Below are 19020 nucleotides of genomic sequence, written 5' to 3' on the forward strand. Positions count from 1 at the left end.
TCATGCGAAAGCGCAGTCCGGTGCTCATGGCTATGAATCCAGGCCGGATCTCGCGACGAAAATGCCGTCCGAAGGTAGTGGCGTTGCATCATCACTGTGCTGCGGTTCCGCCATCGCCTCTGCCTCGGTGTGACTGTCAAGTTGCCGTGAGCCGGCAACAGAGACGCCACCGGTTGGCACAACAAAGAGCGGTGCGTCGCGCCAATCGGTGTGCCGCGGCGCGGCCTCGGTCCTTTTCGGCAACGTGGCACCGCCGAGCAGCGGGGCGAGTTTGACAACATAGTCGCGGGTCTCGGCCGGTAACGGGCGACCGGTTGAAAGATACTCGTCGTACCGACCGGGGCCGGCATTGTATGCCGCCAACATCGCGCCGACATTGCCGTAGCGGTCGAGCATTGCCCGCAGATAAGCGGTACCCGCGAGGATGTTGTCGCGCGGGTCAAACGGGTCGTCGCCGAGCCGATAATGCGCGCGCAACTCGTCCCAGGTGGCGGGCATGATCTGCATCAGGCCCATCGCGCCGGCGGAAGAGACCGCGCCAATGTCCTGCGCGCTCTCGGCATCGAGGACGGCGCCTATCCAGGCCTCGGGAATGCGGAAGCGCTGCGACGCTTCTGCAATGTGGTTGGCGAACCGGTGGTTGGCCGCAGACCTGGCGACGGGCTTGTTTTGCGCGTGCGCCGCAGGCTCGGGCGCGAAGACGAACAGGCCGGAAAGAAGGACGACGGCGACACGGCAGCACGTACCGTGGCGCCGGAGCGCATCACCTGTGCGGTGCTGGGGCATGGTCAGTCCTGCGGCCTGTCCTGATCATCGTGCTTCTTCGGGCGCGTCCAATGCAGGCCCCAGTCGCGGCCATTCTCGCCCGACTGGAAGAGGCGGGCGCGGATCGGTTGCGCAAGGGAGGGGTCGTCGAGGATAACCGAAATGTAGGCGCCGGCGCGGTCACCGGTCTGAAGCCAGCCCGCGCCGATCTCGATGCCGTCTTCGTCGCCGAGCCGGATGCGGTAGTCTGGCGCGTTCTCGATATCAACATTGTCGGCGGGCACGAAGACCACGGCGAGGTCGAGCGAGAGCGTGCGCACACGCCCCGAATAGCCTGCCTGCGTGCGGGTGAATTGACCGATCTGTGCCATGGAAGCGTTCCTTTCTGGCGGTTGGGAAGGGGATCAGGGCGCGTCTGCCGGTTCGCCGACGTGCCAAAGGAATCGACCGTCGCCTTCCGTGTCGGTCCACAGCGGAAGGGCTCGGGCGACGATCGTGGCGACGGGAAGCGGCCCGAAATAGCGGCCGTCGAGGCTGTCGGGCACGTCCCAGTTCATCAAGAAGATCTCACCCTCGGCGAGCCTCCGGCAGCCTTGCCAGGAGGGCAGGGGACGGCCGAGGCTGTCCCTCTCGCGCGCTTCGCCGTAGGCGTGGTCGAAGGCGATGATGGTCGCTCCGCGGCGGCAGACCGTGGCGCCGGCGAGCGCCAGTACGCGCTTGATCAGCGGCACGCCGCGCGCGAGATAGCCGCGTCCGGCAAGAAAGGCGGCCAGCGGCTCCGGCGGCCTGACGACGACGAAGTCGCCGATATCGAGGCGCTCGACCGGCGCGTGGCGATAGAGCCCTATTGGAACGCTGGCGGACGCATTCCAGATGAAGGCCGGGGCGTAGCCCAGCCACGCCGGCATCGCGACCAGGGTGGTGGCGGCGACCATGGTCGTGGTGATCGCGCGCCGGCTCATTGCTCGGCCCTCCGGCGCTTGAGCCATGCTTTGTGCCGGTCGACGTCATAGGCGCGCGGCTCGAGACCGGTAGTGATACGGTGGCTTACGTGGCGCCAGTGGTCGGTGGCGACGTCGCAGGCATCGATCCCAAGCGTCTCGATCGCATCGATGATCTCGAGCACTCGAGCGACCTTCGGCCAGCCCTCGACCTTGAGCAGGATGTCGCCGCCGGGACGGACGAACGGCAGCGTCTGGAACGGCTCACCGCGGTTGACCGTCCGCACGACATCGATGCGCGACAGCACCGTGCCGTAGTCATTGGCAGCCCAGCGCACGAAGGCGAAGATGCTGCCAGGCGCGAAACCGACCAGACGTCGATGGCGATCGAGGACCTGTTCGTAGGTCTGCCGACCGAACCTTATCCAGTATTCGATCCGCTTCTCCCGCCAGGTCAATTCGACCAGCGTGGTGAAGGGCGGCGGGCCGTCGACGGTTGCCCGCTTGCTCAGAGGCAGGGAGGCAGGCTGGGTCATCTGGAAGCTCCGTCGTCGGCGGGAAACTCGCGGGCGAGCAACTCGCGCAGCATGTCCGCGACCGTCGTGCCGCGCTGGAAAGCGGCGACCTTGATGCGGCCTCGCAGTTCGGGTGTGACGTCGATGGTGAGGCGCGCGGTGAAGCCGGCGGCGGCGCCGCGCGGCGGCTCAGCGGCGGACTTGATCCAGCGCTCAGGGTCGCCGGGACGGGATGCGAACCCGTGCTTGGCGGCCCGGGTGGTCATGGCGCGACCGTGCCGATGCGCAGGCGGTCGATCTCGGTCGCCAGCGCCGTGATCTCCCGTGCTGCGGGAGTGTCGTCGTCCATTTCGCCGGCGAGCCGACCGGATTGCGCGGCCTGAGCGAAGACGACGCGTTGGCCGACGGTTGCCTGGAGGACCGGCGGGTCATGATCGGCGAGTGTCTCGGCAGTTTCGCGGGCGATAACTGTACGTGCGCCGCAACGGTTGAGGACGAAGCGGGCGGCGAGCTGCGGCCGGTAAATGCGCGCTTCGGAAAGAAGCGCCAGCATCTCGGCCGAGGCCCAACCATCGAAGGGCGATGGCTGAACGGGGATCAGCACCAGGTCTGCGGCAAGCAGGGCGGATCGCATCAGGCCGGCGACACGCGGCGGACCATCGATGACAACATGATCGGCATCGCGCGCGAGTTCGGGGGCTTCCCGATGCAGCGTGTCGCGGGCCAGGCCGACGACGCCGAACAGGCGCGGGGCGCCGTCGCGGTTGCGCTGCTGCGACCAGTCGAGGGCCGAACCTTGCGGGTCGGCATCGACCAGGGTGACCCGCCTGCCGCGGCGTGCCCATTCACCCGCGAGATGCAGCGCCAGCGTCGTCTTGCCGACGCCGCCCTTTTGGTTGAGGAGTGCGACGATCATCGGCCGTTCCTCCGGCCGGAGGGACCGGAAATGGACGGGTTATCCCCGGACCGCGCTTCCAAATAATAAGATTTAGATTCTTCTTTAGAGTCTTTACGGGTGCGATTCCGCTCGGTGGACCAAAGCCTTAACGGAGGTTCCTGCGCCTGAAGTACAGATAGGTTTGCGCCTGATGTACGGATACCGGATGCGCCTGATGTACGGATATCGCGCGAAGTTACGCACAGCTTTTCCACAGGGCGGATGTGGATAAGTTCGGAACGGCCCGAGCGGTGTTCCATGGTGAGCGAATAGCCGGGAAGCGGCTGGCGTCGTGCGATGGCGCGGATGTCGATGGCGAAGTCGGAATACCGCGCGAGCGATCCGCTCTTGGCATGGAGATGGCGCAGTTCGAAGCGCCAGCCGCCGGTCTGCCGGCCGGCGTGCTTGCGAGCGATGCGATAGAGCCAGCGTTCGATGCCGCCGGTCAGCGCGAAGTAATCTGGATCGATGGCAAGGACCAGGCAGCGGTCGATGATGCCCTGATAGAGCCATTCGGGTAGGACGAATTCCATACCCTCGACGCGGCCGCTGCGCGTCGCGAGTTCCTCCCATTCGTTGATCCAGGAGAACTGCTGGCGCCGCCAATGCTCGCCTTGGCGGATCGTCGTGCGGATCACGGTCGATTGGAGGCGGGTGAGCGCACCCTTGATAAGGAAGTAGCTGCGGGCACCGGTGGTGCGGCCGATGGCGTTGAGGAGTTGATAGGGCGTGAAGCGAAAGAAGCGTGAGGTGGGGAGGCCGCGGTCCTGCGCGGCCAGAATCTGGCTCGCCGCCCAGATCAGCACATCGGCATCCCAGATCGTCGCCATGCCATGTTCGGCGACTGCATAGACCTGCAGTTCGATGTCACCGGCCTTGTAATGGATCGGTGCAATCCGGCGGGACTTGGAGAGGGAGAAGAAGGGGTGCGCCATCAGATCGCGCTGGTCGCGTGGCGGCACGTCGCCGCTCAGTGCGTCGAAGGGATCGAGGTGGGCGCGTTCGCTGCGTTGGTAGGTTGAGGCGGTCATTGGATCACCGCTCTCAGCGTGCTTCGAGGCGGCGGGCTGGATGGACGGTTCCGACGCCAGGATCGGACGTGGACGTCTTGGTGCCGCGGTTGGCCCAGGCCTGCAGATCCTCGAGCGCATAGACGACGCGGCCGCCGAGTTTTCGATAGGCGGGCCCGGTGCCATAGGTTCGGTGCTTTTCGAGGGTCCGGTCAGAGAGGCCGAGGAAACGGGCGGCCTCGGGTGTCCTGAGGAACCGCGGCGGCATGCCGGCGGAATTGGAAGTCATGGTCGGGCCTCCGGGGCTTCATTGAGGCCGCCGGATGCTGGCGGCGGATGAATGCCACGGTGGCGAAGACTGTCGGGTTGGGGGGATGAGGAAGTTTGTGAGGCGAAGTTCCTCACCCTCAACGCACCGCGCTTGGGCTATTCTTTCCGACGATGATGCAAGAGATGACGATAGCCACCGGCGACCATGGCCCGGCCGTCCTTGACCAAGCCGATTACGCTCGCGCGCAAGGAGGAGGTCTTCCACGGCTCGGAGGCTACGCGGTCGACTCCGAAGATGACGCCGGCGATCTCACGATAGCTGGCGCCGGCCAGGTGGCCGTCGGTTGCTTGGAGCATGTGCCGGTGCCGCCGCTTCTGCTGCGATGTCAGCCGTCGGTCGTCGGGGACCGTCCTCCCTTGCAGAGCGCGCAGAAGCCGTTCGACTGCTTCGATCCTGTCGGGACCGTTCGCGTCAAGTGGTACGAGCGCGGCGAGGGGGGTCCCAGCCGGGGTGTCCGGGAGCCGCACCAGCCGGACGGTCTGGCTGTCGGCCTTGAGATGGAAATGCACGCCTTGCTCGTCCGCGCGCGGCGAGGTTTCGCGCAGCTCGGAGAAGAGATTGCCGGCCGCCGGCAGGATGTCTGGCGCGTGCGTGAGCAGCACGGTGCTTGTGTCGAATTCGGCCGACCAGAGCACCGGACCCTCGCCAGCATTCAACGACGGCGGGACGAAAAAACTGCAAGCCCCATTTCCGATGGAGCTGATGCTTGAGGGAAGGACTATCGGCGCTTGCGTAGTCCTGTTGGTAATCGGGATTGCGCCTGAGCCATTCCCAGGCAAGGTCGGGAGGGTCGAGGGAGTCTAGGAAGTCGTATGCTTCCGAAGTCCTCCAACGGGATGTGTCGGCCGTCATCGTGCTCCTCGTTGCCGCAACGTGGGGGCGGCAGCATCCCCCAAACATGACAGGTCGGGAAGACATTAAGGAGGCGCCGGGCGTTGCATCGAACGCAACGCCTTGGCTATTCGCGTCCATCGCGGAGCAGATGGCGATAGCCTTGCTCCGTCATCCATCGGGCGCGAGCCAGATGGCTGTCGTGGACACCGCGCGCTCGCTCTGGCTCGGCGTCCGGATCGATGCCGAAAATCACCTCGACCGCTTCGCGCCAGTCTGCGCCCTCTGTGGCAGCGTCGAGCACTCGCATGTACAGCTTCATGTGCCCACGATCATAGTCGGTGAGAGCCGGACTAGCTGGCGGCTCGTCTAGGAATTCCGAATGTTTCATTTTCCTCCCTCACACCGGGACCTTGTATCCGGGGACAGGGGGGGTGTTCTCATCGCCGCCATATCATGGGCCAAAGACTGAAAAATGCTGCCGCATTCTAACAACTTCCCAGCGCTACCACAGGAAGTCTTCACGACTGTCTCTTGCTGCCCTGGTTCGCAGCATCCCGCATGAACATCACCCCGTCTCCCTTTTCCGTCGTCAGGAAAACGATTCCGTTCGCTTCGAGCGCGCGTCGCACTTGGTCGCGCGTTGACTCATACACGCGCAACCCGCTCTCGGATTCGAGGCGTTTCAGTGCGGTCAAAGATACGGCGGCCTCTTCTGCAAGCGTTTCCTGGCTCCAGCCAAGCAACGCTCGCGCGGCCCGTGATTGGCGGGCGGTGATCATGCACTCGATCACCGCCATAAGGCGCGGCGCAGAAGCCAGAACTACGACTATAATAGTCGCTCTAAGACCGATTGCCACCCATAATCGTCAGCTCAAGGCGTTTCCGAAAGCGGACTTCATGCCGACTGATTCGGTCGTTCTTGGCCTAAGTGGGCCCCGCCCGGCCTAGTCGGGCGGGGCACTTGGCCCTTGCTCAGTCGCCATTGCGGCGGGTCGGGCGGGACCAGATGAGGCTGTAACCCTCGCCTTCCTCGTCGTCGAAGAGGTTGGCGTAAATCGGGGCGGTGAACGAGGGATCGTCGAGCTTGAGGCCTAGGTAGGCGCGGCCCTCGTTGGACTGCTTGCTCCAGGCGGCCCCGATCTCGATCCGGCCGACGAACACGCGGTGGCTGGGAGCATTCTCGCCGCTGGCGCGGGCGTCTGGAGCGATGCGGACGTTCTTGGCCTGAAGGGAAAGGGTGACGATCTCGCCGCTGAACTCGTTGGTGCCGGACTTCTTGAAGGTGCCGATGGTGGCCATGGTAGTTCTCCTTGGTTTCTTGCTCGAGCCCGCACCATTGCGGTCTCGATGGCGATCGGCCGGCCGGAGGCGATCGGCGGCGCACCCCGCAGGCGCTCCGACAGCAAAGGAGAACTATCTTGTCTCGCGAGGAATCCCGGCGCAGCCGGGAGGGGAAGATAGTTTGACGGCGCTGTTGCGCCTTAGGCGATCGAGGCGAAGCCGGCCTTCGGCCAGATCAAGCCATAAGAGAGACCGTATTGGAGCGGTCGTACGGGCAGAACACGGCAAGGAGAACGCGGCTGGCGCCGGCACCATCCGGTTCGGACCACAGGCTCAGCGCGCCCCGCTCTCTTCCCGGGATCAGTATGAATGTCAGCTGTCTCGTCGCTCCGGCAGTGCAGGAACGTCCCAACCATTTGTCGCCCAGATGGCTATGCCGGGACCGGGGGGCTACTGGACTGGGCTCCACAGGTGTTTCGCTCTCCGGCTCGCATGCTCGTGCTGAGAACTCACCCCCAATCCAGTAGCAACCCATTGCCGATGGAAGGCGAAGCCACGGGCCTGGTCTGGTCCCGACCACACCCATGCGGTCACGAGGCACTCGCAACGCCCCGTCCGGCTGGTCCGGGCGGGGCCATCATGGTCAGGCGCATGAACGCGGTGACGCCGACCGCCGCCGCTCCGCCGACAGCGAAAGCGAACTGCCAGGTGTCAGAGGGCATTGTGAGCTTCACGATGCCTAAGGTCGCGTGATAGCCGGCGACGACCGCGGGGGCGACGAAGGCAAGGACGACAACGAGTTTTGTCCAGGCGGGTCGCGCGACGAGGAGCAGGAGTTGGAAGAGCCCGAAGGTTATCGCAGCAGCCATGGCGCCGACGATGACGGCGCCAAGGATGCCAGCTCCGGTGTCATGGGCCCAGGTGCCGATGGCCATGCCGGCGAACAGCGGCAGCGCGAATACGGCGAGATTGAACAACAGCCAGCACAGCGCGGCTATACCGGCAAGTGTGGCGAGAATGGCGATGATGATCATGGTGGTGATCTCCGTGCAGAGTTTGGACGGGACGCGCCAACCACCACCACCACGGCGCAGACATCAGTCTAGACCAATTCGCCCGATCAGGGGAGCCTTGATTGCTTAAGGAAGATGGTGGTTGTTGTAATCGCGGGGCATCGGGCCGCCGGTGACGAGGCCTGCGGAATCGCCGGGTCGAGTGCGGCACCCGCGATCGTAAGGTGGCGCTCATGCGCCACCCCGATCGCGGAAATCATACGCGTTGATGCCGAGCTTCCTCGCCTTGTCGGCGAAGTTATCCTGGATGCCGGTACCAGGAAACACGATGACGCCGATCGGAAGGATATCGAGGATCGCATCGTTTCGCTTGAACGGCGCTGCCCGGCCATGCTTGTCCCAGTCCGGGGCGAATCCGACCTGAGGAACCTTGCGATTGTCGGCCCATTTTGCTGCAATCAGTTCCGCGCCCTTTGGCGACTTGCCGTGGATCAGCACCATGTCGGGGTGCTTGGCGTGGACCCTGTCAAGCGCGTCCCAGACGAGGTGGTAGTCGTTGAAATCGAGGCCGCCGGTCAAGGCGATCTTAGGACCGGCGGGCAGCATTACCTCGGTATCGGCCTTGCGCCGCGCGGCGAGGAAATCGCGGCTGTCGATCATTGCCGCGGTCAGATGCCGGTGGTTGACCATCGATCCGGTGCGCGGACGCCAGGCCGAGCCGGTGTGCTGCTCATAGTGTTCGGAAGCTTGGTCCCGCATCAATTCGAAGGCGTCGCGCCGCTCGATCATGGTCTGGCCCTGAGCGGTGAGGTTTTCGAGTTCGACCGCTTTGATCTCGGTGCCGTCCTGTTCCCGCTGCATGCGGCGCTGGGCCTGCTCGTTGTCATCCAATTGTCGCTCGATCCGCAGCACGGCGCGGTGGAAGACATTGGTGACGGACCAGAGCAGATCGTCGAGGTCGGGCTCGAGGCGTGTGTCGCCGAGAGTGGCGATGAGGGCATCGAAGATGTCCGCAACGGCTCCGGAGACATGGTTGCCGTCGGGAAGTGGTCGCGGATCGGGCTCGTCGGCGTAAGGGCGCCAGCCATAGAGCTGGAGTTCGGTGAGGACGTGATCGGTGGGCGACGCTGCGTGGTGCGGTTCGGACTCGTCGTGTGCGCTCATGGGATACTCCCGTCGGTGGGACCGCGACCCTCGCGGCCTTCATGGCGACGAAAGCTCACGGGCGGGATGGCCCGGCACCCGGAGCGACGCGGAGGGCCGGAGCGGCCGCGGAGGATGGCAGAGGCCGACTATTTTGCATCGCGATGGAAAGGCGGCAGATCCGGGGTCCCTGCGCGACTTGTCGCGTGGGGTGGTCAGCCGCCGCCGGAAAATAGTCGGCCGGCGCCATTGCCTGGCCGGACCGTTTGTGGGCCCGATCGCCCTCTCGAAGGCCGGGTCGTGGCTCACTCCGGCGGTGGATCCGGTTCGCGTGACACCGGCCCCATGACCGCACTGCGCCGCGCTCCATCCCGGCTCAGGCCACACGTTCGAGGAAACGATAGCGATCCCGGCGAACGAGCTGGTCCGCGATCGATTTGCGAAGCGTGGCGAGGCCCAAGCAGCGGAGATCCTCGTTGAAGTCCTCCATCCTCGGCGAGAGGACGATCGCCTCGATCCCGGCATCGGTCGCCCGCTCGATCAGGTTGTCGCGGGCACCGTCACCGGCGGAATCGTTGTCGCGGATGATGTAGAGGCGGTTCAGCGTCGGCGGGAACAGGATGGCAGCGAGATGCGCCGCCGAGAGAGCTGCCGCCATGGCCATGTCGGGCAGGGCACATCTCAGCGAAAGCGTGGTCTCGATGCCTTCGCCCGCTGCCATGACGTTGCCGGGCACTCCGAAGCGGACGGCGTTGCCCAACAGATCGCCCATGGCCCGGCGCGGTGTGTCGACGGGTGCCTTGCCCAGACCGTCCGGCGCAAGCCAGGTGCGGTGCGCGCCGGTCAGCCGCCCATCGAGACTAGTGACCGAACCGATCATCGCCGGCCAGGTTTCGGTCGGTCCATCGTCGTCAGGGCGATAGTAGCAGCGCGGATGAAACCGGAGCGATCCGGTTCCGTGCAAAGTCGTAATGCCACGTTGACGGAGATACGTTTCCACGATGGTGCCGCTGATCGGCCGCGACATGCCAAACAGCCGGCGGGCGGCCTCCGTCGACCCAGCCGGCGAACGTGCACGCTGAGGGGCTGAAGGCTCCGGAGGCGTTGGGTCATGCGACAGACCGAGGAAGCCCCGGGCTTCCTTGGCGACATCTGCGAAATTTTTTAGGCCAAGCGCCTCGCGCACCACATCGAGCAGATCGCCATGCTCGCCGGTAGCGGCGTCGGTCCAGCGTCCGGCCGAACCTCTTGCGGCGTCTACAAGTCGGACGAACATGGAGCGACCAGGTGTGTTGCGCACATCGCCAACAGTCCAATAGTTCCCTTGGCGGCGGCCATTGGAGAGATAATACCGGCAGACCGCCTCGGCACGGTCGGCGAGGTGGCGTGCCAGTTCATGCGGCGGTTCGCGCATGGTGACCTCCTTCAAAAAGAAAGGCCCGCCGTTGCCGGCGGGCCAGTTGTAGGGTCATGGGAGGCTATTCGGCGGCGTTAGTCATTGCCGCGACATCGTCATCATCGGCGATGCCGTCGTCATCGGCCATGGCCGTTTCGTCCGCCACATCCGCCGTTTCTACGACGGGCAGTTCCACGTCCGACATGTCAGCGACTGTCTCTCGGCCCGGCGTACGGAGCGGCTCGGGCAACCAGCCCGCGCCGTTGAGCAGCGTGGTCGCTTCTGTTGCCATGTCGCCCTTCTTGAGATGGGCGATCCGGTCGGCAGCGCGCTGACCCTTCGCTTCGGCAACAGCCTGAAGGATGCGCGCCTTGGTGACGCGACCGAGAAAGGCGTCGACGGTCGGCTTCCAGCGTGCGGCCATGTCGAGATCGACGGCCTGGGCCAACTGATCGGCATGGGCGAGGGCCCGCGGCCGACGGTTCCAGGCTTCGCTGACAGCATTGACCGAGAGGCTGACGACATGGGCGAACAAGGCGGCGCGGCTGTCACTGTCCCAGTCGCCAAGTGCGTCCCAGAGCTCAGCCGAGTCCTTCGGCAGGGTATTCGTCCAACTCTCATGCCTGGCCCGGATCGCGTCGGCGGAGACGCTATCATTCAGGCCCGGCGCCTGGGCGCCGAAGCTGACAGTCTTGAGGTCCAGCTCAAGGCAGCTATCTGAGCCATACTGGTAGAAGACCTTGAGCGTCAGGGCATGCAGCGCTGCGCGGAAGGCGACATCTGGATGCTCGCCGAGGGCGTGCCGGAGACCAAGCGTCCGGTGCGCCGTCAGTTCCGTCGTCAGACGGTCCGAGATAGGCGAAAGACCCTCGTCTTCTTCTGGCTCGGCCATGGCGTCGCTGTTGGCATCGTGATCGCCATCGGCATCGCCGCCGCCTGTCTCTCCCTCACCCGTTGCGCCATCGGGGGCGTTCTCGGGTTCGGCTGGTGCTTCATCCTCGGGCCGGACATAACCGCGATCGACGCGCAGACGGCCATCGCTAGCGATGCTGATGAAGGCACCGGCGCGCGTGATTTCTTCGGCAAAGGATAGCGGCCGTTCGTCGAATGCCTCGAGCGCGGTCTCGAGCTCGCCCAGCCGCTCGTCGACCTCGTCGGGCAGTTCGTCCGCGCCTTCATGCTCCGAAACAAGACGATCGAACTCGACCTTGAGCGCGTCGCGCGTGGCTTCTTCCTCGGCCGTGAGCGGCACGGGTTCACCATGGAGTCGCCGCAGCCCATAGGTGTGGCCATATGCGAAGTCGGGCGCGACTTCGGTCCACTTCCAGCCCTCGGCAGCGATGGCCTCGGATTCTACCTTCAGCTTGTCGGCCACCATCTGATCGACGACGGCGACATCCCGCAGCCAGCCGCCATCATCGCCCTCGAAGAGGTCGCGCAGCACGGTGCCGCCCGCCTCGACATAGGCGTCGATGCCGATGAACTGCGCCCGCTTGTCAGTGGCACGGACGGCGCCCTCGGTCAGCATACGCCGGATGGCATAGGCCGATTTGTCGTAGGAGGTTTTCAGGCGTTCGAAGACCTGTTCCTGGCGCGCATGGTCGCCCGACACGGTGAACGCTTCGAGCTGGGCGAGCGTCATGCCGTCTTCGGCATAGATATCAAGCAGCACTGGAGAGACCGAAGCGAGCTTCAAGCGCTGCTTGACGACGTTCACCGAGACGAAGAAGGTCGCAGCGATTTCCTCCTCGGCCTGGCCCTTTTCGCGCAGGGTGAGGAACGCACGGAACTGGTCGAGCGGGTGGAGCGGCGCGCGCTGAACGTTCTCGGCCAGAGAGTCCTCCTCGGCAATGCCGCCCTCGCGGACGACACAGGGGACTGGGGCGGTTTTGGCCAGGCGCTTCTGTTTGACGAGCAGTTCCAGCGCCCGGAAACGCCTGCCGCCGGCCGGCACCTCGAACATGCCGGTCTCCGTGTCGTTTTCATCAGCGACAGCGCGAACGGTGAGGCCCTGAAGGATGCCGCGCCGGGCGATGTCTTCCGCCAGTTCCTCGACCGAAACGCCGGCCTTGATGCGCCGGACGTTCGACTGGCTCAGCACGAGCTGGTTGAAGGGAATGTCGCGCGAGGGCGAAAGGGTGATCGTGGGCTTCTTCTTGGCAGTAGCCATGGGGATTTACTCCGCGACGGGCGGTCGGGAGCCTTTCTCTCGACCTCCAACCCGTCACGAAGATCGGCGCCGCCCTCCCACTCTGAGGACGGCGCCGCAAAACCCGACTATCCGGGAAGGCACAGAGCCGGAGACACGGAAATCCGCATCGCCGGCTTTGCTGAATTCAGGCGGCCCGGTCGAGCAGCTTCTTGGCCTTGCCCTCCAGGTCGAGCCGGGCATCCTGGTGCGGCTTGTCCCGCGCGACGGCGGTGATGCCCTGCACAAAGTCGAAGAGGCTCGCGGGCTTGCGACCTTCTTCGGCGAGCACGGTCTCGATGATCTTTGCTGTGTCCGCCTTGGAGAAGCCGCGCTTGCGGAGAAACTCCGTTCGCTCGTCATCGCTGCGAGCGACGATCTTCTCCCGCGCTGCGCGGATGCCGTTGACGAAGGGCATCGGCGAGGAGTTGGCGAAGCGGGTCAGCGCCGGCGCCGCCTGGTGCGCGAAACGCGAGGCGGCATATTTGGAATGGCGGATGGTGATCTCCTCGAAATCCTCGACGCCCCAAAGATTGCGGTTCTGGCACACGGCACGGAGATAGAAGCTGGCAATGCCAAGCGTCTTCGCCCCGACCTCGGAGTTCCAGCAGTAGAAGCCCCGGAAATAGAGGTCGGGCGAGCCATCAGGCAGTCTGCCTGCCTCGATCGGGTTGAGGTCGTCGACGAGGAAGAGGAACACCTCGCGATCCGAAGCATAGAGCGTGGTGGTGTCCGAGGTGATGTCGACACGGGGATTGTAGATGCCGGTCGACCAATCCAGCACGCCGGGGATCTTCCACCGCGTGTCGCCGGTGCCATTGCCGGCGATCTTCTGCACCGCGGCGACCAATTCGTGGTCATAGATGCGACCATAATCCGGGCCGGTGACGGCGCGGAGTTCGACGCGACCGTCCTCGACTTCAAGCGTCTTGATCTGCTCGGCGCGGTGCGCGGTCAGGCCATATTGCAGATTGATGCCGGCGAGCGGTGCAGGAAGCTGGCGCAGGTAGGTTGCCGGGGCGCCCACGATGCCTGCGAGTTGACCAAAGCTCCAATGCGTCGGTGCCACCGGCCGGTCCGCACCCGGAAGCACCAGGGCAAGCCTCTCCGCGTCGTCGCGCCTCGCCTCGATCCGGATCGCTGCGCTTTCGACAGTTCGGGTCCGGCTGCGCTCGGACCGCCCGTGCACCGACGCCATCAACTCGGACAGGGACAGGTAGCGTTCGTCGGCCGGACGGTTGAACCACTCCGAGGAAACACGCCCGATGCGCTCGCCGCGGCTCGCATCCACCCTGTAGCCGCCGGGTGCGTCACGACCGGCATCGATAGTCACTGAATTGTTCATGGGAATTCTCCATGACGGGCGCCGGAAGCCTCTCTCCCAGCCCTTCGCCGTCATGGCCCTCCAAACCGCCCTCTCACTCTCCCGGCGCGCAAGGCCTGTACGGAGCAGGGGGCTACCCACTGTCGGCGCCGGACCGCGTTAGGGATGGAAGCCCGAAGGGTGAAGACCCGCAGAGCGGAGCTTCAGCGCCAGCCGAGAGCCCGGCCGAAGGGACGCCCATCTCGACTCATTTGCGTTTCGCGATAGAGTGCGCGGCATGTGCAATGCCTACGAACAGCATGTGAAATGGGTCGAATACGTCCAGATGATGCAGGCGCTCGAGCTTGGCATCCCGACGCAACAGACCGAACTCGATCTGCCGGAAAGCGACGACATCCGGATCAACGACATGGCCCCCGTGATGCGCGCTGCCGGCAACGGCATTGAGCTGGTGCCCATGAATTTCAGCTTCCCACCTTCCAATCCGAAGGGTGGCCCAGTCTTCAACTACCGCTCTGACGGAAGGCATTTCGACAAGAGCAACCGATGCCTCATTCCCGCATCGGCCTTCTTCGAATTCACGGGCAAGAAGTACCCGAAAGCAAAACATCGGTTCACGCTGAACGATGCACCATTCATGGCGATCGCCGGCATATGGCGCGAAGGCGCAGATGGCTCCAGCCCGGCCTTCGCCATGCTGACCACCGAACCTGGTCCCGACATTGTTACTTATCATGACCGCCAGGTGGTAGTTCTGCGTCCCACCGACTGGGCGCACTGGATCTACCGGACGAAGACAGAAGGCGAACTGCTGCGCCCCCTACCGGAGGGCTCACTCGCGGTTGAAACCGTTCGACAGGGATCGGACTAGGACGGCGTGGGTAGGCCAAAGGCCGGAATGGGGCTCATTCCGCCCGGCAGCTTTCGTGCCCATTCCGGCCATTGGCGATCACGCGAGGGCAGCTTTTTGGCCCACGTGGACGTGGCTAATGCCTCCAACTAGCTCGATGCAACGCTGTGGACGCTAGTCCTGCGGTATGTCGGGCGGCGGCTCATCCCCGGGATCCGACATCAGCTCGTAGGGCAGGGCCTTCGTGAAGCGGCCCAGGCTGCCGAGGATCGCGAACACCCTGTCGGGGAGCGCATCGATCACCTGGTCCCGCAGGAAACAAATCCAGGGTTCATGGTCGGTCGTCGACCAGACGAAATACTGGTCCCAGCCACGCTCCGCGATCAGGGCCACGAACGTCTGGCGCTGCGGGATCGACCATTCGAAACCGCCATGGAACATCCGGTTCCGGTAGCTGAGCAGAGCGACGATCCAGTCGAGGTCATCAGGGCGAAGGTGAGCAGAGACTCCGGTGGCGTCACAAAGCTGTGGCAGGCCGGAAACGATGTCGACGCCGGCATCACTTTTGCCGAAGTACCATTGGACGTTCCATCTTTCTGGATTGTCCTTGGCCCGGCGCCAGCGCTTGTGATCGGGCGGCGCGATGCCCTTGGCGACGTATTTATCGCCCAAGGCGCGGAAGGCCTGCGCGAAAATAGTCTCGAGCGTCGGGACGATCATGCCGACGGCAGATAGGCTGATTGCTGCGTCGCTATATGTCGACCGCCACATCGCATCGACATGCTCATCGACAACATGATCGTGGTACGGGCCCTGGTAGGTTCGGGCTTCTTCCTCCAGTTCCTTGATGTTGGTGCTGACATGGTCGGCAGATCGTCGGTGCTCTCTCAGGACAGCCCTGATCGCCTCGAGTTGGGCATCCCAGTCGATCGTCGACACGAGACGGTAGAGGTAGTCACGATCATCGAGCAGGTTTTCGAGGCCAGTCTTGAGGCGCTCCGGGTCGGTCGTCATCATCCCTCCAGGTGCAGATCGCTGTGGTGAGCGGTCGCCGCTCCACCGCTGACCGGCCGCTATTCCGCCGCCTTCGGCAACAAGTCGAGACAGCTCGTATCTCCGGCCACCGTCAGGAAATTGATGGCGTCGACCACATTGGAGACTGCCCGCGTGTCGCCGGTCGACAGGCCGGCGACAAAGATTGCTCGCAGGTTTTGCGACCTCACGCCGAGCTCCATCATATCGAGGTGACGGTTCTTGATCAGCGTCGAGATGGTTTCCACGGCCCGGTGTGGGAGCGGGGAGCTGAATTCCGCGATCCGATCCACGAGATGAAAGGTCTGGCCTGGCCCATATCCGGCATTCGACGCCGCGATGGTCTGCTGCATGAGCCAGTCGGGGTCGAGGCCCCGTTGGTAGTAGAATTGGCCGATCGCGCCGATCTCATTCTGAAAGACCGTGCTTTGGGCCGAGGGCTCTGAAGCAGCCAGCAGCCTTCGATCCCAATAGCTCTGCGCTCGAAGGCGCCTCTCCCCTTCGGGCAATGCCAGCTGGGTGCCCAGAAACCACATCGCCTTCCGCCGCGCCTCGATCGGGGCGTCATTCCAGAACTGGGCATAGACGTCTTCAGGGAGGGCATCGACGATGTAGAGGATCACTAGGTAGTGCGTGAACCTCTCGGTGAGATGATCTCGATCGGCACCCGGCACGTTTTCGGCCAGGCGTTGAATCTCGTTCCGATAGCAATCGCTCATTTGAGTGGCTAGCCAGGAAAGGGGACCCGTGCCCATCTGGATGTGCGACAACCATACCGCGTCGCGCAGCTGCGCATCGGGTGTCTCGAAGAAATTCGTTGCATTGGCCTCGAGGAAGTTGGCCGCGAAGTAGCTGAGCCAACCGAGGTAGCGCCCGATGACCGCCCGCGGTATTCGCCCGTCGGCACCGCTCCGGGCGACCTCGGCGTCTAGAATGCTCTTGATCTCCGGCAGAGCGGTGAGAGCGTTGCCCGGATCCTTGCCGACCGCCGTTTCCGGGTTTTTGCTCAGCCAGAAGATGAGCTGAATGCAAAGCTCCAGGGCGGCGCCGCGCGACGTGGACGTGGCGGCGAAATAGACTTGCCGGCGGTAGGTCTCCTCGAAGCTCTCAGAGTCCGCCGGCGACGAGCTCTCGTAGAAGGAGAGGACTTGGGCCCGGACCTCGGATTCGAGGCCAAAGCTGATGCCTTCCTTGCCCAGTTGGAGCCCGACGGAGATCAGTTCGATTGCGGCCTTGCGGGTCCACGACCAGTCGGCGTCATGGCCCTCGCCTTCGTTTCCGGTCAGACCCACGCGAGACACAAGCGTTCCGGTAAGCGCGATGATGCCTCCCCAGCTGACCGCGTTCTTGTTCCGGACGACGGTCGTCAGGGACTCGATGATCCTGCGGATATAGATTGCGGGGACGCCTGAGAATGTGGCGGCCCCTTCGGAGAAGGCCAAGGCATTCTGCTCGGCAGCCTGCCGCAATTGCTGGCTGAGAGCGGTCACCGTGACCTTCTGCGCCTGGGGGGAGGGTCGCCAGTCGGTGAGGAACGAGACGATGTCCTCGATCGAACGGTTCGCGAGGTCGGCCGCGACCGCTGGACTGATATCGGGCTCATGCAACTCGTTCAGCCACGCATCGGGGTCACCGTGACGCTCGACCTCTTGCTGACGGTCCTTGGGAAGCACCTGGCGCCAATGCCATTGCACCTCCCGCAGCACTGATGCCCTGAAGTGGTTTCGTTCCTCATCATTAGGCTCTCGCCCGGTGCTTTTCTTGAACCGCTCCTGCCAGCTCGGCTCGTGCTTTGACGGGACTTTGTCGACCGCCCCCAAGATCCTGGCCTGGGTCTCGTCGGGCAAGCGGTCGAACCAGGCGGCCGCCAGCTCCCCGTACTCCATACTGCACCACGTCTCGCCGATCAGGTCGGCGTCATCGAGACTCGAGGTGGCGAGTGAGGGTGCAGCTGCGGGATCGAGGGAAAGGACGTGGAGCCGCAAACGGGTGAGCAACCGCGAAGGATATTTCGAGATTTCGGCGACGATTGCCTCTAGTCGGTCAGGGTGTGCCGAGGAGATGAGCCGCGCCGATCGGACGATCTCGCCGACCAATGCATCGATGATGCCGTGCTTGGGGCCATGCTCGGAGATGGTCCTACACATGTGGTGGGAATAGTCGCCTGGGGGATCGTCGCTCACCCGTCGTTCGATGCGCAGCGCGGCATCCAGCATCTGGCACAGCACTCCGACAAGGTCGCTGCCCAACCCGGCAGCGCATGCGCGAACATCCTGTGGCAGGAAGTGCTCGAACATGTGCTGGCCGAACAGGGTCGTGGCCCTGCCGTCATCGGGAATGATCCGGTAGAGCGAGCCGAAGAGGCCGAGAGCGGCCTCGTGGCGATCCGCTTTGACGAGATTTTCGAGGATCGTATGGACGGCTGACGAATGGGGCAGTCGCGTGTCTTGGCCGAGCCAGCCCTTTACGATCTCGATGAGGCCCTCGGCCTCGCCGGCTGGCAGGGCTACAATCGCCTCCGCGCCATGCCAATGCACATCCTGGTCTTCGGATCCACCGACTGCACGCAGCGCGGCGACCACCCTCGCTCGAACTGCGGGATCGCTCGAAGCCGCCATCCTCACAAGGTATCGCCCTGCGGGCCAATGCTGCAGGCGCAGCCCGTCATCTATGTCATCGAGGCCGACCCACGACGCGGCGAGCAGCCGGTGCTCGGCAAGGGGATCGAGCCAGTCCGCGGAGTGGATACGCTCGAAGAAGTAGGACAGCAGCGGGAGCGCGCCGGGAATCTCACGCGACAGGGCCTGCACTGCCGCCTTTCGGTCCGGCATTGCGAGAAGCTCGTCGAGGCGTCGGATATAGGCCGAGTACTTGCCCTGCAGCGCGACCATAAGGCCCCGAACTGCCGTGTCGAAAGGCGCCTGCCATTCCGAACGGAACTGAGCGTCCACTTCCAGCGACTGATGCAGTTCTCGCCCGTAATGTGCCTTTGCGTGCGCGGCCATCACGGACTTCCAGGATCGAGCAACATCGCCGTCGGGAGCGAGGCCCAAGGTGGCGCAGATTCGTTCGATCTGTTCGCGATGGCTGTGCTTGGGCGCCAGGGTTGTGACCGCTCGATCTGCCGCCTGTTGGATGTATCCAAGTGACCGCAGCGCGGCGCCGGCCTGGTCGAGACGATTTTGCGCCTCGGGCGAAACCGTTACCGTCAGGTCGGCAGGAGTTGCAAGAAGTTGCCGAAGGATCGCATCGATCTCGCGCATGGCGTGGCCCGCCAGCGGCACCGATACGCGAAGGGGCAGGGTGCCGGCCGCGAGCCGGCAAAAGTCGACGTACCGATCCGCGGTCCGCTTTCCCAGCAGGCGCTGCAGAAGAGAGGCAGTATGGCGCTGCTCCTCGGACATGTCGGGTAAAGCGAGTTCTTCGACCATTCCCGCCTGTCCCGCCCCCGATCGAATTC

20 protein-coding genes and 1 pseudogene are annotated in these 19020 nt (G+C 64.3%); 1 reads left to right on the forward strand and 20 read right to left on the reverse strand.

What is annotated here, in order from left to right; genetic code table 11:
- Positions 1-30: 30 nt before the first annotated feature.
- From NKH03_RS06675 to NKH03_RS06760, 18 genes and pseudogenes are all read right to left on the reverse strand, one after another.
- Entirely contained in the window at positions 31-786 is a 756-nt protein-coding gene (locus NKH03_RS06675; protein ID WP_352967745.1) for a lytic transglycosylase domain-containing protein, read from the reverse strand.
- Between the two features lie 2 nt (positions 787-788).
- The gene (locus tag NKH03_RS06680; protein WP_352967746.1) at positions 789-1136 is read right to left on the reverse strand and encodes a DUF736 domain-containing protein; all 348 of its coding nucleotides are present in this window, start codon (positions 1134-1136) and stop codon (positions 789-791) included.
- 33 nt (positions 1137-1169) lie between these two features.
- Positions 1170-1754, reverse strand: coding sequence for a S26 family signal peptidase (locus tag NKH03_RS06685; RefSeq protein ID WP_502913489.1), 585 nt, complete (start codon positions 1752-1754; stop codon positions 1170-1172).
- Positions 1724-2242: a DUF2840 domain-containing protein gene (locus NKH03_RS06690; protein WP_352967747.1), complete on the reverse strand. Its 519-nt coding sequence runs from the start codon at positions 2240-2242 to the stop codon at positions 1724-1726. Before NKH03_RS06690 ends, NKH03_RS06685 begins: the two co-directional genes overlap by 31 nt.
- Entirely contained in the window at positions 2239-2487 is a 249-nt protein-coding gene (locus NKH03_RS06695; RefSeq protein ID WP_352967748.1) for a ribbon-helix-helix protein, read from the reverse strand. Before NKH03_RS06695 ends, NKH03_RS06690 begins: the two co-directional genes overlap by 4 nt.
- On the reverse strand, positions 2484-3137 hold the full coding sequence (gene parA / locus NKH03_RS06700) for a ParA family partition ATPase (RefSeq protein WP_352967749.1): 654 nt from the start codon (positions 3135-3137) through the stop codon (positions 2484-2486). Before parA ends, NKH03_RS06695 begins: the two co-directional genes overlap by 4 nt.
- Positions 3134-4189, reverse strand: a complete 1056-nt coding sequence (locus NKH03_RS06705) for a replication initiator protein A (RefSeq protein WP_352967750.1) — start codon at positions 4187-4189, stop codon at positions 3134-3136. The genes parA and NKH03_RS06705 overlap by 4 nt, the downstream gene beginning before the upstream one ends.
- A gap of 13 nt (positions 4190-4202) precedes the next feature.
- Positions 4203-4457 (reverse strand): helix-turn-helix transcriptional regulator, encoded by a 255-nt coding sequence (locus NKH03_RS06710; protein WP_352967751.1) that lies wholly within the window; start codon positions 4455-4457, stop codon positions 4203-4205.
- Positions 4458-4594: 137 nt separating this feature from the next.
- The gene (locus NKH03_RS06715; RefSeq protein WP_352967753.1) at positions 4595-5134 is read right to left on the reverse strand and encodes a DUF2285 domain-containing protein; all 540 of its coding nucleotides are present in this window, start codon (positions 5132-5134) and stop codon (positions 4595-4597) included.
- Between the two features lie 49 nt (positions 5135-5183).
- Positions 5184-5471, reverse strand: a pseudogene (locus tag NKH03_RS06720) (transcriptional regulator domain-containing protein); the annotation flags it as partial.
- A complete protein-coding gene (locus NKH03_RS06725; RefSeq protein ID WP_292721820.1) occupies positions 5458-5721 on the reverse strand; it encodes a DNA -binding domain-containing protein in 264 nt (87 codons plus the stop codon). The gene NKH03_RS06725 and the pseudogene NKH03_RS06720, both read right to left, overlap by 14 nt.
- A 130-nt stretch (positions 5722-5851) precedes the next feature.
- Complete coding sequence (locus tag NKH03_RS06730) at positions 5852-6112, reverse strand: helix-turn-helix domain-containing protein (protein WP_095521503.1); 261 nt, start codon at positions 6110-6112, stop codon at positions 5852-5854.
- A gap of 193 nt (positions 6113-6305) precedes the next feature.
- Positions 6306-6632 (reverse strand): DUF736 domain-containing protein, encoded by a 327-nt coding sequence (locus tag NKH03_RS06735; RefSeq protein ID WP_352967754.1) that lies wholly within the window; start codon positions 6630-6632, stop codon positions 6306-6308.
- 572 nt (positions 6633-7204) lie between these two features.
- Positions 7205-7648 (reverse strand): hypothetical protein, encoded by a 444-nt coding sequence (locus NKH03_RS06740; RefSeq protein WP_352967756.1) that lies wholly within the window; start codon positions 7646-7648, stop codon positions 7205-7207.
- 210 nt (positions 7649-7858) lie between these two features.
- Positions 7859-8791, reverse strand: coding sequence for a DUF2493 domain-containing protein (locus tag NKH03_RS06745; protein ID WP_352967757.1), 933 nt, complete (start codon positions 8789-8791; stop codon positions 7859-7861).
- A gap of 355 nt (positions 8792-9146) precedes the next feature.
- Positions 9147-10184, reverse strand: a complete 1038-nt coding sequence (locus NKH03_RS06750; RefSeq protein WP_352967759.1) for a DUF7146 domain-containing protein — start codon at positions 10182-10184, stop codon at positions 9147-9149.
- 64 nt (positions 10185-10248) lie between these two features.
- Positions 10249-12336 (reverse strand): ParB/RepB/Spo0J family partition protein, encoded by a 2088-nt coding sequence (locus NKH03_RS06755; RefSeq protein WP_352967760.1) that lies wholly within the window; start codon positions 12334-12336, stop codon positions 10249-10251.
- 166 nt (positions 12337-12502) lie between these two features.
- The gene (locus NKH03_RS06760; RefSeq protein ID WP_352967762.1) at positions 12503-13699 is read right to left on the reverse strand and encodes a DUF932 domain-containing protein; all 1197 of its coding nucleotides are present in this window, start codon (positions 13697-13699) and stop codon (positions 12503-12505) included.
- A gap of 256 nt (positions 13700-13955) precedes the next feature.
- Here NKH03_RS06760 and NKH03_RS06765 point away from each other — a divergent pair, with 256 nt between their 5' ends.
- A complete protein-coding gene (locus NKH03_RS06765; protein WP_352967763.1) occupies positions 13956-14549 on the forward strand; it encodes an SOS response-associated peptidase in 594 nt (197 codons plus the stop codon).
- 153 nt (positions 14550-14702) lie between these two features.
- Here NKH03_RS06765 and NKH03_RS06770 read toward each other — a convergent pair whose 3' ends face one another.
- Both NKH03_RS06770 and NKH03_RS06775 read right to left on the reverse strand, forming a co-directional pair.
- The gene (locus NKH03_RS06770; protein ID WP_352967764.1) at positions 14703-15545 is read right to left on the reverse strand and encodes a hypothetical protein; all 843 of its coding nucleotides are present in this window, start codon (positions 15543-15545) and stop codon (positions 14703-14705) included.
- A 56-nt stretch (positions 15546-15601) separates the two neighbouring features.
- Complete coding sequence (locus NKH03_RS06775; RefSeq protein WP_352967766.1) at positions 15602-18991, reverse strand: hypothetical protein; 3390 nt, start codon at positions 18989-18991, stop codon at positions 15602-15604.
- Positions 18992-19020 lie beyond the last annotated feature (29 nt).

Origin of the sequence: Mesorhizobium sp. M1406, assembly GCF_040317555.1 — a bacterium.
Lineage (GTDB): Bacteria > Pseudomonadota > Alphaproteobacteria > Rhizobiales > Rhizobiaceae > Mesorhizobium.